This window comes from Candidatus Cryptobacteroides sp. (genome assembly GCF_056207615.1).
Genome location: NZ_JBAEER010000041.1, coordinates 1 through 15,219, shown reverse-complemented (window position 1 = coordinate 15,219; position 15,219 = coordinate 1). Strand labels below are relative to the sequence as shown.

General features: G+C 53.5%; 16 protein-coding genes. 7 read left to right on the top strand and 9 right to left on the bottom strand.

What is annotated here, in order from left to right; genetic code table 11:
- Window positions 1–248: 248 nt before the first annotated feature.
- From AC06ND_RS02520 to AC06ND_RS02510, 3 genes are read left to right on the top strand one after another with little or no spacing between them, the layout of a single operon-like run.
- Complete coding sequence (locus AC06ND_RS02520; protein ID WP_475677420.1) at window positions 249–806, top strand: chromate transporter; 558 nt, start codon at window positions 249–251, stop codon at window positions 804–806.
- On the top strand, window positions 803–1,351 hold the full coding sequence (locus AC06ND_RS02515; protein WP_475677419.1) for a chromate transporter: 549 nt from the start codon (window positions 803–805) through the stop codon (window positions 1,349–1,351). The genes AC06ND_RS02520 and AC06ND_RS02515 overlap by 4 nt, the downstream gene beginning before the upstream one ends.
- Before the next feature lies 1 nt (window position 1,352).
- A complete protein-coding gene (locus AC06ND_RS02510; RefSeq protein WP_475677418.1) occupies window positions 1,353–3,035 on the top strand; it encodes a putative transporter in 1,683 nt (560 codons plus the stop codon).
- Here AC06ND_RS02510 and AC06ND_RS02505 read toward each other — a convergent pair.
- Entirely contained in the window at window positions 3,032–3,742 is a 711-nt protein-coding gene (locus AC06ND_RS02505) for an SAM-dependent methyltransferase (RefSeq protein WP_475677417.1), read from the bottom strand. The genes AC06ND_RS02510 and AC06ND_RS02505 overlap by 4 nt on opposite strands.
- Window positions 3,715–5,190: a lipopolysaccharide biosynthesis protein gene (locus tag AC06ND_RS02500; RefSeq protein WP_475677416.1), complete on the bottom strand. Its 1,476-nt coding sequence runs from the start codon at window positions 5,188–5,190 to the stop codon at window positions 3,715–3,717. The genes AC06ND_RS02505 and AC06ND_RS02500 overlap by 28 nt, the downstream gene beginning before the upstream one ends.
- Window positions 5,191–5,230: 40 nt before the next feature.
- Here AC06ND_RS02500 and AC06ND_RS02495 point away from each other — a divergent pair, with 40 nt between their 5' ends.
- Window positions 5,231–5,890 carry a peptidylprolyl isomerase gene (locus AC06ND_RS02495; protein WP_475677415.1) on the top strand — a complete coding sequence of 220 codons (660 nt, stop codon included), beginning with the start codon at window positions 5,231–5,233 and terminating at the stop codon, window positions 5,888–5,890.
- A 505-nt stretch (window positions 5,891–6,395) separates the two neighbouring features.
- Here AC06ND_RS02495 and tsf read toward each other — a convergent pair.
- The 4 genes from tsf to rplM form a co-directional block, all read right to left on the bottom strand.
- Window positions 6,396–7,391, bottom strand: a complete 996-nt coding sequence (tsf, locus tag AC06ND_RS02490; RefSeq protein ID WP_475677414.1) for a translation elongation factor Ts — start codon at window positions 7,389–7,391, stop codon at window positions 6,396–6,398.
- A gap of 23 nt (window positions 7,392–7,414) precedes the next feature.
- Complete coding sequence (rpsB, locus tag AC06ND_RS02485) at window positions 7,415–8,215, bottom strand: 30S ribosomal protein S2 (protein ID WP_475677413.1); 801 nt, start codon at window positions 8,213–8,215, stop codon at window positions 7,415–7,417.
- A 179-nt stretch (window positions 8,216–8,394) separates the two neighbouring features.
- Window positions 8,395–8,784 carry a 30S ribosomal protein S9 gene (rpsI, locus tag AC06ND_RS02480; protein ID WP_475677412.1) on the bottom strand — a complete coding sequence of 130 codons (390 nt, stop codon included), beginning with the start codon at window positions 8,782–8,784 and terminating at the stop codon, window positions 8,395–8,397.
- A gap of 8 nt (window positions 8,785–8,792) precedes the next feature.
- The gene (gene rplM, locus AC06ND_RS02475) at window positions 8,793–9,245 is read right to left on the bottom strand and encodes a 50S ribosomal protein L13 (protein WP_475677411.1); all 453 of its coding nucleotides are present in this window, start codon (window positions 9,243–9,245) and stop codon (window positions 8,793–8,795) included.
- Window positions 9,246–9,362: 117 nt separating this feature from the next.
- Between rplM and dusB the strand changes: the two genes are divergently transcribed.
- Window positions 9,363–10,397 carry a tRNA dihydrouridine synthase DusB gene (gene dusB, locus AC06ND_RS02470; RefSeq protein ID WP_475677410.1) on the top strand — a complete coding sequence of 345 codons (1,035 nt, stop codon included), beginning with the start codon at window positions 9,363–9,365 and terminating at the stop codon, window positions 10,395–10,397.
- A gap of 77 nt (window positions 10,398–10,474) precedes the next feature.
- On the top strand, window positions 10,475–11,575 hold the full coding sequence (lpxK, locus tag AC06ND_RS02465) for a tetraacyldisaccharide 4'-kinase (RefSeq protein ID WP_475677409.1): 1,101 nt from the start codon (window positions 10,475–10,477) through the stop codon (window positions 11,573–11,575).
- Here the strand turns inward: lpxK and AC06ND_RS02460 are convergent.
- The 3 genes from AC06ND_RS02460 to AC06ND_RS02450 are packed head-to-tail and all read right to left on the bottom strand — an operon-like array spanning window position 11,550 to window position 14,296.
- The gene (locus tag AC06ND_RS02460; RefSeq protein ID WP_475677408.1) at window positions 11,550–12,656 is read right to left on the bottom strand and encodes a chorismate mutase; all 1,107 of its coding nucleotides are present in this window, start codon (window positions 12,654–12,656) and stop codon (window positions 11,550–11,552) included. The two genes, lpxK and AC06ND_RS02460, sit on opposite strands and share 26 nt — an antisense overlap.
- 2 nt (window positions 12,657–12,658) lie before the next feature.
- Window positions 12,659–13,552 carry a prephenate dehydrogenase gene (locus AC06ND_RS02455; protein ID WP_475677422.1) on the bottom strand — a complete coding sequence of 298 codons (894 nt, stop codon included), beginning with the start codon at window positions 13,550–13,552 and terminating at the stop codon, window positions 12,659–12,661.
- A gap of 27 nt (window positions 13,553–13,579) precedes the next feature.
- Window positions 13,580–14,296: a succinate dehydrogenase cytochrome b subunit gene (locus AC06ND_RS02450; protein ID WP_475677407.1), complete on the bottom strand. Its 717-nt coding sequence runs from the start codon at window positions 14,294–14,296 to the stop codon at window positions 13,580–13,582.
- Window positions 14,297–14,397: 101 nt separating this feature from the next.
- Between AC06ND_RS02450 and pyrH the strand changes: the two genes are divergently transcribed.
- On the top strand, window positions 14,398–15,108 hold the full coding sequence (gene pyrH / locus AC06ND_RS02445; protein WP_475677421.1) for a UMP kinase: 711 nt from the start codon (window positions 14,398–14,400) through the stop codon (window positions 15,106–15,108).
- Window positions 15,109–15,219: the final 111 nt, after the last annotated feature.

Genomic DNA, 15,219 nt, shown 5'->3' with positions numbered 1-15,219 from the left:
ATTGTATAATAATTATAGTTCTTAGCTTGATTCCTTGACTTATCAATTTCCAATTAGAAATGACGCTTCTCGAATTTATCTGTTACAGATTCTTTTTCGGTACTTGCTTGTACTTGTTCTTCCAGTCTTTTCAATGAACTTCCGTTGTTTCTCAAACGGGCTGCAAAGATACGCACAAAATCTTTCTCTCCAAATTTTTCTCGTATTTTTTTAGAAAATTTTTCAGAATGAGTACATTTGCCACCGAAATGGAACAGGAAAAGGTCAGTCTCATACGTATTTTCGGCGTTTTCGCGAAGGTCGGGGCATTCACGATCGGCGGCGGATATGCCATGGTACCAATCATTAAGGAGGCTGTCTGCGGCAAAGGATGGATAGCCGAGGAGGAGTTCCCGGACATACTTGCGATCGCTCAGTCGGCGCCCGGGCTTCTCGCGGTGAACACCTCCATCTTCGCCGGCTACCGCATCAGAGGATGGAAGGGAGCCGTGGCCGCGACCCTCGGAAGCTGCACCCCTCCTTTCCTGATCATCCTGCTGATTGCCATGTTCTTCAGCAACTACCAGGACAACGAGACCGTGATACGAATGTTCAAGGGCATACGCCCAGTCGTAGTCGCGCTGATCGTAGTCCCAATGATAGAGATGGCCCGCAAGGCGAACAAAAGCTGGTGGACATGGGTGCTCAGCATCGCCGCCCTCGCGCTCGTAGCCTTCCTCAAGGTTTCACCTATATACATATTGCTCGTCACCATCATCATCGCGACCGCAATCATGTTCCACAAGGAGAAAGGAGGTAAGGCATGATCTTCCTGCAGCTTTTCTGGACCTTCTTCGTCATCGGAGCCTTCACCATCGGCGGAGGTTATGCGATGCTCTCCCTGATCGAAAGTCAGGTGGTGTCCGTACACGGTTGGCTCACCGAGGCCCAGTTCACCGACATCGTTGCGATCTCGCAGATGACCCCGGGACCGATTGGAATCAACACGGCGACATACGTTGGATACAGCGTCGTCCAGGCGCAAGGCGCAGCAGAGTGGGTATGTGTACTCGGCTCGCTCGCCAGCACCTTCGCGATTATGCTGCCATCCTTCCTCATAATGATGGCCATCGTGCGCCTCTACGAGAAACTCAGGAGCAACGGCGTCTTCGCCGGAGTAATGTCGGCCCTCCGTCCTGCGGTAGTCGGTCTCATAGGTGCGGCAGCGGTGGTGCTCATAACCCCGGAAAACTTCATCGACTGGAAGAGCTGGGCTCTCTTCGCGGTGGCATTCGTGCTTTCGATGTGGACCAAATTAAGCCCGATTCTGATAATCATCGGCGCAGGAGCCGCCGGATATTTCCTCTATTGACATGCATTGGTTAACTGACATATTTACCGTACCTGGATATCTCCAGGCCATCATTCTGCTGTCCCTCATCAGCGGCATAGGGCTCGCGCTCGGCCAGATCAAGATCAAGAGCATCTCGCTCGGCGTCACCTGCGTATTCTTCGCCGGAATCATATTCGGTGACATCTGCGAGAGACTCGGCATCTCCGTCGAATCGAACATGCTGATAGTCGCGCAGAACTTCGGTCTCATCCTTTTCACCTACACCCTCGGAGTGCAGGTGGGCCCGGGCTTCTTCCCTTCCCTCAAGCAGGGCGGAATCAAGCTCAACCTCTACGCCATACTCGCGATAGTGATGACCACGGCGGCTACGCTGGTCCTCTATAGCTTCACCAGGATCACCCTTCCTGACGCGATGGGACTGCTCAGCGGTGCGGCCACCAACACCCCTATGCTGGGTGCCGCGCAGCAGGCTCTTCTCGACGTGCATCCCGAGCAGCATGACATCGCCAACGGCATGGCAACCGCATGCGCGGTCGGATATCCATGCGGCGTGATCGGAGTGCTGGCTTGCCTGATCATGATGAGATTCATGGTCCACAGAAAGGACGACAGCCACAAGGCCGACGCGTCCAACACCACCTACATCTGCGAGTTCCGCGTCAGCAACCCTGCGATCTTCGGCAAGACCATCGCAGAGATTGCCAAGATGAGCGAGAAGCACATGACCATCTCCCGCGTGTGGCGCGACGGAAAGGTCACCTTCCCACTTTCCGATACCGTACTTCAGGAAAACGACCACCTGCTCGTCGTACTCGCCAAGGATGACGTGGACTACTTCAAGGTAGTTTTCGGTACTGCCGAGTCGACCGACTGGAACCGTCCTGACATCAACTGGGACACCGTGGACGGAAGCAAGCTCGTGTCCAAGCATATACTCGTGTCGAAGAGCTCCCTCAACGGAGTCAAGATAGGTTCGCTCCATCTCCGCAGCACGCTCTCGATCAACATCACCCGCGTGAACCGTGCAGGTGTGGAGCTCATTCCTTACCAGAGCCTCCGACTCCAGCTCGGAGACCGCCTCACCGTGGTCGGAGAGGAAGCGGCGGTAGAGAAGGTCGGCGAGATTCTCGGAAACGAGCAGAAGGATCTCCGCAACCCTAACCTCGTGACCGTGTTCATCGGCATCGTGGTCGGTATCATCATCGGAATGATTCCTATCGCTGTTCCCGGAATGAGCACACCGATCAAGCTCGGAATCGCCGGCGGTCCTATCATCATCGGTATCCTGATGGGTGCATTCGGACCACGCTTCCACCTCGTGACCTTCAGCACAAGAAGTGCGAACCTCATGCTGCGCCAGATGGGAATCACGATCTACCTGGCCTGCCTGGGATTCTTCGCCGGAGCTGACTTCTTCCCTACCATACTCTGCCTCAAGGGCCTCATGTGGGTCATCATCAGTCTCTTCATTGCGATAGTACCGACCTTCCTCTGCGCCATCATCGGCAAGAAGTGGGGCAAGCTCAACTATGCACAGAACGCCGGCGTGATCTGCGGAGCGATGGCAAACCCTATGTCGCTCACCTACGCAAGTTCCGTAACGACAGACGAGGAGGCATCCGAGGCTTATGCCACCGTCTACCCCCTCGCCGTATTCATTCGTGTGATATCAGCTCAGATGATAATGCTGATGCTCATCTAGGCGAGCAGAAGAAATACGCATGGGCGCTTGCCTATGCTGATCGGAGACTGTTTCCACTGGGAGACGGTCTTCGTCTTTATGTACGCATCCGGCATCGTGATGTTCGCCGCCACGCAGATGCGGGTATTGCCGCCGCAGACGCTCAGGATGTCTGCCATCATGCCGTCGTTGCGATACGGGGTCTCGATGAATATCTGGGTCTGACGGTGCTGCGAGGAGAGTTTCTCTATGCTCTTGAGCTTTGCGCGACGCTCGTCGGTCTTGGCCGGGAGATAGCCGCAGAAAGCAAATGACTGGCCGTTGAGTCCAGAGGACATGAGAGCAAGCATGAGAGAGCTCGGACCGACAGCCGGAACCACTTCGATTCCGCAACGATGGCAGAGTGCGACCAGCTGCGCACCGGGATCCGCAACCGCAGGAAGACCCGCCTCGGAGATGAGAGCGACGTTGTTACCATGATCGAACAGTCGCACATAGCCCTCGATGGTCGCGTTGTCCGTATGCTCATTCAGCTCATAGAACTCCAATTCGCCGATATGGCCCTTTAAACCGGCCTTTGAGAGGTATCTGCGCGCCGTGCGGACTTCCTCTACCACGAAGGTCTTGAAGCCCGCCAGAGACTCCAAAACGGGAGCCGGAATCACTTCGCCCGGGTCATTCTCGCCCAGCGGCGATGGAATCAGATAGAGTTTGCCCTTTTCTTCCATAAGAGTATGTACATGAGTCCCAGATAAGGGAGGATGAGTATGGTGTTGATGACCATCTGGAGAATCTCGCCGACGCCGGTGAATCTGCCGATGGCCCATGATACAGCGTATAGCAGAGCCGCAAGTGCGACGAAGAGCCCAATGCTCTTCATGTCGTAAGGGATAGGATATTTCCTCTGGCCGATGAAGTAGCACAGCAGCATGGCGACGCCGTAGCCGGCAAAGCCGCCCCATGCGCATGCCCAGTAACCGATTCTCGGAACGAAGAGTATGTTCACAAGTATCATCGTACCCGCTCCGACCGCGCTCATGATGGCGCCCCAATGGGTCTGGTCAGAGAGCTTGTACCAGAAGGAAAGGTTGAAGTATATTCCCATGAATATCTCGGCAAGCATCACGACAGGAACGACCGCGAGTCCCTCCCTGTAGCTGCTACCGACCAGAAACTTGAGTATAGGCATGTAGAACATCACGCCGAGGAAGGCCAGGACGGTGAAGACCACGAAGTAGGTCATTCCCTCGGACAGGGTCTCGGGACTGTTCTTGTCCCTGCTACCGCTGAACACGATCGGTTCGTAGGCATAGCGGAAGGCCTGGGTTAGGAGTGCCATGATCATGGCAACCTTGACGCAAGCACCGTAGATTCCCAGCTGTACCCGTCCCTCATCGCCCGGCATGAGCTTAGGGAATATCATCTTGTCCGCAACCTGGTTGAGTATGCCGACGAGGCTGAAGATAAGAAGCGGCCATGTATACTTGAGAAGCCTCTTTGCGAGGGCTGCGTCGAACTTGTACCTGAATCCCTGAAGCTCCTTCCAGAATCCGAAGGTCACCATAGCCGTGCAGAGGAGGTTGACGAAGAAGATCAGGCCGACTCCATAGTCGAAGCGCACGTACATCTGCTCCAATGCAGGGAAAGACGGGAACATCAGCGGCATCACGAGGAAGAGGAAGAGGTTCAGCAGGACGTTCGGGATGATGAACGCGAACTTGAGGACCATGAACTTTATCGGCTTGTGCTGCTGTCTCAGGCGCGAGAACATGATGGCCTGGAAGGCATCAAGCCCGACGATGGCGGCCATGCAGGCCACATATTCCGGATGGTTTGCATATCCCATCGCCGCGGAGATCGGGTGCACGAAGGCAAATACAAGGACCACAAAGGTCAGCGCCACTCCCCCGACGAGCCTCAGCGTCGTGCCATACACGCGGTCGGCGTCCTCTCCGTCCTTGTTTGAGAAACGGAAGAGCGTCGTCTCCATTCCGAAGGTGAGCAGGGCCAGGAAGAACGCAGTATATGCATAGAGATTGGTGACGATACCGTAACCGCCGCTCTCGGCAGCGATCTTCGTCGTATAGAGAGGGACAAGGAGGTAATTGAGGAATCGGCCCACGATCGAGCTGAGTCCATAAATTGCCGTATCCTTCAATAATGATTTCAGATTCATGATGCAAAATTAGTACATTTGCAGACATAACGAAAAAGACATGAAAAGAATAATCCCAGCTCTCATCGCATGCTCATTCCTCTTTGCGGCATGCCACAACCAGAACAAGGCCACCAACGACAGCGAGGCGGCTGACCAGACAGAAGTAGAGGTAGGCTCATCTGTGGAGGAGCCAGTCTACGACATCGTGACCAACATGGGTACGATCAAGATCAAGCTCTACAAGAAGACCCCTAAGCATCGCGAGAACTTCGAGAAGCTTGTCGCAGAGCATTTTTACGACAGCCTCCTCTTCCACCGCGTGATCAACGGATTCATGATCCAGGGCGGAGATCCTTATACAAGGGACACCAGCAAGGTGGATCTCTACGGACAGGGTGGCCCGGGCTACACCATACCTGCAGAGTTCGTGAACGAATACTACCATAAGAAAGGCGCCATTGCAGCTGCCCGAATCGGAGACCGCGCAAATCCTAAGAAGGCTTCAAGCGGCTCACAGTTCTACATCGTACAGGACGAGATGAATTGTCTCCAGCTCGACGGAGAGTACACCATCTTCGGTGAGACCATCAACGGCCTTGAGGTTATCGACAGGATCGCCAGCGTTCCTACCGACTATCGCGACCGCCCTGTAAGGGACGTGAGGATCATCACCATCAAGCCTGACACCAAGGCAAATGAGCAGCCAGCAGAAGAATAAGTACATATTCATCGACGCTGACGACACGCTCTGGGAGAATGAGCAGTACTTCCGCGGGAATAGAGGTAATGGTCGAAAAAGACGAAGAAAGCTATATCGAACTCGGAGCCCGCTACGGAGTGGCTCCACAGGAGCTTGTGATGGTCGGCAATTCAGTCAGGTCAGACGTGCTTCCCGTTATCAAATTGGGAGGTACAGCCTACCATATCCCCCACGAAATCGCTTGGACACACGAACTTGCCGCACTTCCTATTTCCGAAAGGTTGATTTGTATTGACAGATTTACCGATTTGGTTTGTTTGCTAAAACATTAGTATTACATTTGTCACAAGCGGCATGGAAATAATATTTCCAGTCGAATAGTTTTTTCATAGGTTAAGTTTTAGGTTAGAATTGCTGACAACCCGCGTCGTGAGACGCGGGTTGTCTATTTTATGCCCTTGCACAAAAAAATAAGAGCCGATCCTTTCGGACCGGCTCTATATTGTAAGGTTTTCGCCTTTAATTATTCAGCAAGAGAGAATCTCTTGAAAGCAACGATCTTAGCGTCCTTGTCGACAGCTGCGATCGAATCCTTTACAGAAGCCTTGCCATCACCCATCTGGTACTCCTGCTCCTCGAGGGTATTCTCCTTGAAGAACTTGGCGATACGGCCATTGGCGATGTTCTCGATCATCTGAGCTGGGAGGTTAGCTGCCTTCTGCTCAGCGACAGTCTTCTTGATCTCACGAGCCTGAGCAGCCTGCTCTGGAGTGATCCAGCCCTTGCCCATGTTAGACTCAATATGATCCTCGCTGTCAACGTGTGCAGGATTGATGCCAGCCTTCTTGAGAGCTGCATCTACAGCCTTCTGCACCTGCTCCTCCTTGGTCTTCTCGATAGCAACCTGGCGCTCCTTCTCAACTACTTCTGCAGGGCAGTCAGCAGCAGAGATAGATACAGGGTTCATAGAAGCGACCTGCATTGCAACACCCTTAGCGAGCTCAGCAGGAACCTCCTTGTTGAAACCTACGATAGCACCGAGCTTACCGTTGAGAGCGTGTACGTATGAAACTACGTATGGAGCCTCGATGAGAGCGTAGCCTACGAGCTCATGCTTCTCACCAGTCTTACCGGTCTGTGCAGTGATAGCCTCTTCCACAGTCCTACCGTCAGCCATTGCACAAGCCTTGAGAGCCTCTGCGTCAGCAGGGTAGTTAGCAACTGCTGCTGCGAGAACTGCATCAGCGAGTGCCTGGAACTCAGCGTTCTTGGATACGAAGTCGGTCTCGCAACCGAGGCAGACCATTACAGCCTTGTTACCTGCAACGTTTGCACGTACAGCGCCCTCGGTGGTATTGCGGTCAGCGCGCTTTGCAGCAACGAGCTTACCTTTTTCGCGAATGATTTCCTGTGCACGGGTGTAATCGCCTTCAGCCTCAACGAGAGCCTTCTTGCAATCCATCATACCTGCACCGGTCATTTGACGCAATTTCATTACGTCAGCGGCTTTGATTTCCATTCTTGTATCTTCTGTTAAAGTTATTATTCCTGTACAGGAGCTTCCTCTGCCTTAGGGGCAGACTTGCGGGCGCGGAGCTTCTTGCCAGTTGCTGGCGCGTTCTCCTCTACCTCTGGAGTTTCCTTGTCCTTCTCGAGCTTCCTCTCGTCGAGTCCCTCAGCGACTGCAGCGCAAAGAACGTCCATGATGTGGGCGATAGACTTTGCAGCATCGTCGTTTGCCGGAATCACATAGTCAATCGGAGTAGGATCGCAACATGTATCAACCATAGCGATAACCGGAATGTTGAGGCGGTTAGGTTCCTTAACGGCGTTAGCCTCTTTCTGTACGTCTACTACGAAAAGTGCTGAAGGAAGACGGCTCAGGTCCTTGATAGAACCGAGGTTCTTCTCCAATTTAGCCCTCTGACGGGTAATCTGAAGACGCTCTCTCTTTGCGAGAGTGTCGAAAGTACCATCTTCAATCATCTTGTCGATGGTGTTCATCTTCTTGACAGCCTTGCGGATGGTAGGGAAGTTGGTAAGCATACCACCTGCCCAACGCTCTGTCACGTATGGCATGTTGACAGCGCCTGCCTTCTCGGCTACGATGTCCTTAGCCTGCTTCTTTGTTGCGACGAAGAGGATCTTGCGACCTGAACGAGCAAGCTGCTTCATTACGCTTGCCGCCTCGTCGATCTTCACTATACTTTTGTGCAGGTCAATGATGTGGATTCCATTCTTCTGGTCGAAGATATATGGAGCCATCTTAGGGTTCCACTTACGAGCCAAGTGGCCGAAGTGAACACCTGCATCAAGCAGTTCCTGGAAATTTGTTCTAGACATTTTTGTTTTGTTTGTTTTGTTAAAAACTCTTTCATCAATCCGGAGTAGCGGCCTGGCCGGTCTCCTGGATTTTTCGCAATCTCGGCAACTATCAGGCAGCCAGGGATGGTTCGCACCGTCCACTTGGGTCCTTCAGTTTCAAACCGGATCGTGCAATCTTGTAAATCAGTGTCAGGCGATTAACGCTTGCTGAACTGGAAGCGGCGACGTGCACCAGGCTGACCAGGCTTCTTTCTCTCGACCTCGCGTGCATCGCGGGTGAGGAAACCTGCAGACTTGAGTGCTGAGCGATAAGCCTCCTTATCTACCTCGCAAAGTGCGCGAGCGATACCGAGACGGAGAGCCTCTGCCTGTCCTTTGATTCCACCACCGTCGAGAACGGCCTTAACGTCAAACTGACCTTCGGTAGCAGTCTCTGCAAATGGCTGGTTGACGATGTAACGGAGAGCATCCTCTTTGAAGTACTCATTGAGGTCACGGCCGTTGATGGTCACATTACCTTTGCCTGCTACGAGATAAACACGAGCGACTGCTGATTTACGTCTTCCAAGGGCGTTTACTACTTTCATTGCTCTGCTTAAATTTCGTTCAACTTGATAACTTTAGGATTCTGCGCCTGATGAGGATGCTCGCTTCCCTGATAGAGGTAAAGGTTGTTGATGAGCTTGTCACCAAGACGGTTCTTTGGAAGCATGCCCTTGATGGACATCCTTACGAGTTCGGTAGGCTTCTTTGCCAAGATCTCCTTCGGAGTGGTGAATCTCTGACCACCTGGATAACCAGTATGGCGGACATACACCCTGTCGGTCATCTTCTTGCCAGTGAGTCTCACCTTGTCAGCATTGAGGATGATAACGTTATCACCGCAATCCTGGTTAGGGGTGAAATAAGGCTTGTCCTTACCACGGAGGATGAGGGCAACCCTTGATGCAAGACGACCAAGCACTACGTCGGTAGCGTCAATGACAACCCAGCCCTTTGTTACAGTCTTTGGGTTTGCGAAGACTGACTTGTAGCTTTGTGTTTCCACTGTCTTGATCTTTTAAATGGTTAATACTAAATTTGTTGCGTTCCCTATAATCCATAGAGGGCTGCAAAGGTAGCAATTTTTTCTATTCTGACAAAATTTTTAACTTTGCAGCGTTTTATGAGGATTGGAAGCATAGATCTTGGGGACAGGCCGCTGATGCTGGCGCCCATGGAGGACGTGACCGACGCGTCCTTCCGCTATATATGTAAGGAGTTCGGCGCATCGATGGTCTACACCGAGTTCGTCTCTTCCGACGGACTGGTCCATGATTCCAAGAAATCGTTCGAGAAGTTCCTCACCTTCGAGGAGGAAGCCCCTGTCGGAATCCAGATATATGGAAACATACCCGAGGCCATGGTCGAGTCTGCGAAGCTCGCCGAGCGCGCACAAGAGATAGTGGGCGGCCACGGAGCCGACCTCGTCGACATAAACTTCGGCTGCCCGGTCAAGAAGATCGCAGGTCGCGGCGCAGGTTCGGGAATGATGAAGGAGCCGGACAAGATGGTCGCCATCACAAAGGCGGTGGTAGAGGCCGTGAACAAGCCGGTGACCGTGAAGACCAGGCTCGGCTGGGACGACGATTCCAAGATCATAGTCGAGCTCGCGGAGCGCCTGCAGGACGTGGGCATCCAGGCCCTCACCATACACGGCCGCACACGTCAGCAGATGTACACCGGAGAGGCCGACTGGACCCTCATCGGAGCCGTCAAGAATAACCCGCGCATGCATATACCTATTATAGGTAACGGAGACATCACCTCCCCGGAGAAGGCGAAGGCTGCCTTCGACAGGTATGGGGTCGACGCCGTGATGGTGGGCCGCGCGACTTACGGTCACCCTTGGATATTCCGCGAGATGCGTCACTACCTCGACACCGGCGAGATGCTTCCGCAGATGAGCGTGACCGAAAGGGTCGAGCTCGCCAAGCGCCACCTTGCACGTTCCCTCGAGCTCAAGGGCGAGAAGGTCGGCGTGCTCGAGATGCGCAGGCACCTGAGCTGCTATTTCAAGGGTCTTCCCGACTTCAAGGAGACAAGGCTCAAGCTCGTGACCCTGAACGACCCTCAGGAACTCTACTCCACCCTGGACGGCATAGCCGTCCGCTGGGGAGACGAAGTACCTCCGGAAGCCAAGAGCATATACGGCTTCTAGCCGCAATTTCAAGAAATTTTCGGCGGCGTTTTGAATCATCTTGATTATCTTTGCATGATTGGCGACATGAATCATAGATGAAAACGAAACTGCTTGACAAGACCCTCCTCTTCCCATACTTCCTCACATTGAAGACCAGGCATGCGATGTTCAATTCAGGCATGCGAAAGTCCCAGACCGCAGAGGTTCCGACCATCTGCATCGGCAACGTGGCCGTGGGCGGTACGGGAAAGACTCCACACACCGAGATGATACTCCGCACCCTGATGGCGGACCCACGATGGAAAGGCACCAACATCTCAGTCCTTTCTCGCGGATACAAGAGAGACACCAAGGGCTTCCAGCAGGTCACCGTCGACGGAACCGCAGCCATGTACGGAGACGAGCCGCTCCAGATCAAGAAGAAATTCCCCTTCGTCACAGTCGCCGTCGACAAGGACAGGAATGAGGGCTGCCGCTATCTCTGTCACCCGGAGCTTCTCCAGACCGAGAAGAAGGCACGTAAGTGCAAGGACAAGAACCTTGAGCCTGCAAGCATCATCATCCTCGACGACGCATTCCAGTACAGGAACCTCAAACCAACCGTATCAATAGTCCTCGTAGACTACAACCGTCCGGTCTTCAATGACCACCTCATGCCCGTGGGACGCCTTCGCGACCTTCCCGAGAGGCTCTACGAGGCTGACATCGTGATAGTCACCAAATGTCCCGCATACATGGAGCAGGAGGAGAAGGACCAGTGGATACGCGACCTCGGACTAAAGGAGAACCAGAAGGTGTTCTTCACCAAGATCGTATACTGCGACCTCGAGCCCGTGTTCCCCGAAAGCGAGAGCAGGTATCTCTACTCGAAGAGGCTCATACTCTTCACCGGCATCGCCGACGACAAGCCGCTGCGCATGTACCTGAGCGACAACTACAAGGTAGTGCGTCACCTGACCTTCCCTGACCACCACAAGTACACAGACCGCGACATGATGTCCGTCAAGGCAGCATCCGCAGCCTCCCCTACCGCCGTCATCGCCACCACGGAGAAGGACAGCCAGAGGGTCAAGGATTGCGCAAAGACGCCCGACTCAGTCAAGCAGAGACTGTTCCGGGCGCCTATCAAAGTCGCTTTCCTCAGCGATGAGGAGAAGGATGAATTCCGTATTACTCTTCAGTCTTTCCTGAAATAATCTCACCCTGGGCCTTTACAGAGGCCTCATGGATGGCATTGAAGACAGCAGTGACGAACTCCTCAGGGAGTCCGGCGGCAGCGCCTTTCTCGACAACCTTGCTGAGGAGGGAATCCCAGCGTGATGCCTGAACGACGGCGATGTTGTTGTCCTTCTTGTACTGACCGATCTGACGGCTGACCCTCATACGCTGTCCGAGAGTGTAGAGGAGGTTGTCGTCTATCACGTCGATCTGTGCACGGAGCTGGTCGATGTTCTGCTTGTAGGACTCGTCTTCGGTATCCTTGTCACGAACGACGATCTCATGGAAGAGAAGATGCTCGAGCTCAGCTGGCTTGAGCTGCTGCTTCGCGTCGCTGAGTGCGCAGCTCGGGTCGCAATGCGACTCGACCATGAGACCCTCGAGACCAAGGTCCATGGCTGTCTGGGAAACCTCTGCGAGATAGTCCTTGCTTCCGGCCAGATGCGATGGGTCGCAGAAGAAAGGAAGCTCCGGATAGCGTCCGCGGAGCTCGATGGCGATCTGCCACTGGGGATGGTTACGATACTTGATCTTCTCGTAGGTAGAGAAACCGCGGTGGATGACGCCGAGCTTCTTCACACCTGCATTGTTCAGGCGCTCGAGCGCACCTATCCAGAGGTCGAGGTCAGGGTTGACAGGGTTCTTCACAAGCACAGGGATGTCAGTTCCCCTGAGGGCCTCTGCTATCTCCTGCATGAGGAATGGGTTCGCAGATGTGCGCGCACCGATCCACACCATGTCGATTCCGTACTTGAGACACTCATACACATGCTTCTCGTTCGCAACCTCGGTGCAGACCTTCAGACCGAGCTCGTCCTTGACCCTCTTGAGCCATGCCAGACCTGGAGCACCGACGCCCTCGAAAGATCCCGGATGGGTACGGGGTTTCCATATACCTGCACGGAACACATTTATTCCGAATGCCTTGAGCTGCGTTGCCGTTTCCATGATCTGCTCCTCTGACTCGGCGCTGCATGGGCCGGCGATCACGCATGGACGTGGAGGAAGATGGAAGAAGCCCCAGTCGTTGAGTGGGACCAAATCAAGTTTCTTTGCCATAGCTATCTAATGATTCTCTTTATCTTGTTTGCATCCGTGATGAGCTCACGGACCTTGTCCTCGTCATAGTCCTCGATGGCCTGACGGAAGGACTTCATCTTTTCAATATATGTGTCGATCACATGGAGCACGTTCTCCCTGTTCTGGGTGAGGATAGGGACCCACATGTCAGCGCTACTCTTGGCGAGGCGGACGGTAGAGGAGAAACCTCCCGATGCGAGGTCGAAGATGTGCTTCTCGTCCCTCTCCTTGTCGAGCACGGTCAGCGCGAGCGCGAACGAGGTGACATGGGAGATGTGGGAGACGTAGGCTGTGTGCACGTCGTGGTTGGAAGCGTTCATATGGATGGTCCTCATATTGAGCTCCGCATAGAGCTTCTCGACGAGGTTCACGGCCTTAGGGTCGGACTCCTCTGCATTGCAGATGATGCACGCGCGACCGTCGAAAAGGCCCGGCATCGCTGCCCATGGGCCGCTGTACTCGGTACCTGCCATAGGATGCGAAGCCACATAGCTCCTTCTCATCGGATGATAGTAGACCGTCCTGAGCATCTGTTCCTTGGTCGAGCATACGTCGATGACGACCTGGCCACGGGCGTTCTTCTCGAACTTGTCAAGAATGTCCGGGAGCAAGCGTGTCGCAGCACCCACCGGCACCGCAACGACGACGAGGTCGCTCCTATCCACGCACTCATCGTATGAGACCACCTGGTCCACGAGACCGATCTTCTCCGCCGCTGACGCATTCACAGGGTCGTTCTCGACTCCGAGAACCGTTTCGGCAAAGCCCTTGCGCTTGAGTTCTATGGCCATCGAACCTCCGATGAGGCCGAGTCCTATGATTCCGACTACCATTCCTTTAGTGCTTAAAAAAAGGCCGCCTGATTTCTCATGCAGCCTTTTCGTTTTATTCTCTAGTGCTTGTTAGCAAGCCTGGATGAGTGCATTGATTGCAACAGTCACGAACATGAGACAGATAACTGAAGAAACGACTACGCTGAGGACCTTGAGTCTCTTAAACCAGATTGCGTTGTTGAATCCTACAGTCTGAAGCATGCTCCAGAAACCGTGGTTGAGGTGAAGCCAGAGGGCTGCAAACCAGATGATGTAGAGGATTGCGCACCACCACTGACCGAAGGTTGCGTTGAGGAGGAGATAAGGATTGTTCTCTGCCTCACCGATGCCGAACATCTCAGGAAGCTGCATCTTAGCCCAGAAATGGGTAAGGTGGAAAGCGATGAAACCGAGGATTACGACACCGAGAACGCACATGTTCTTTGATGACCAAGAATCGGTCTTTGCCTTGCTGGCAACCTCATAGCGCTTGTAACCGCCACGAGCCTTGATGTTGGTAACGGTAAGCCAGATACCATAGATGATGTGTACGAGGAAACCGAGAGCGAGGACAGGGACCATGATGCTGATCACTGGAGTTGACATGAAGTCACAACCGAGCTTGAAGAGACCGTCACCTGCAGAGAAGAGCTTGTCGTCAGCTGCAGCAACACCATACTTACCTGTAAACGAGTCGATTACAGAGAAGAAGTTGATAGTAGCGTGAAGGAGAAGGAAGATGATGAGGAAAGCACCACTGATACTCTGGATGAACTTCTTTCCGATTGATGAATTGAATATAAACATGTCTTTAAGTATTTTCGATTAACCAATATCAGATGCAAATATATGTTGTTTCTTGCAAGTTTCATAATTTTCCGATAATTTTGTTCTCCTGATAATCACTAATTACGATGTATAAGAGAGTACTTCTAAAACTCAGCGGCGAGAGCCTCGGAGGCCCTGCCGGAAAAGGTATTGACGAAAAGTGGCTTGAGCGCTATGCGATCGAGATCGCAGATGCCGTGAAGGCTGGACTGCAGGTCGGTATCGTCATCGGCGGCGGCAACATCTTCCGTGGCCTCCAGGGCGTAGGAAAAGGTTTCGACCGCGTGAACGGCGACAAGATGGGCATGCTTGCCACAGTGATCAACTCCCTCGGCCTTGCGATGGCAATCCGCTCACAGGGCGTAGAGGCAGAGGTGTTCACCGCGACCCCGATGCAGCCGGTGGCACGCTACTACATGAGGGACGATGCAGTCAAGGTTATGGAGAACGGCGGCGTCGCACTCATCGCAGGCGGCACCGGAAACCCATTCTTCACAACTGACTCAGGAGCAGCTCTCCGCGCTCTCGAGATCAAGGCTGACGCTCTGCTCAAGGGCACCAGGGTCGACGGCGTCTACACGGCAGATCCGGAGAAGGACCCTACCGCAACCAAGTACGATGAGCTCACCTTCGCGAAGGCAATCAACGACCACCTCAAGGTGATGGACCAGACTGCTTTCGCTCTCTGCAGCGACGGAAACATGCCTATCATCGTATTCGACATGAACCAGACCGGCAACCTCACCAAGCTCCTCAAGGGCGAGAAGGTCGGAACACTCGTACACGTATAACCACAGACTAAATACATAGCTATGATAAACAAAGCAAAAGACATCGTCGCAGCTTCAAAGGCGAAGATGAACGACGCAGTCAAGTTCCTCGAGGAGGATCTCAAGACATAC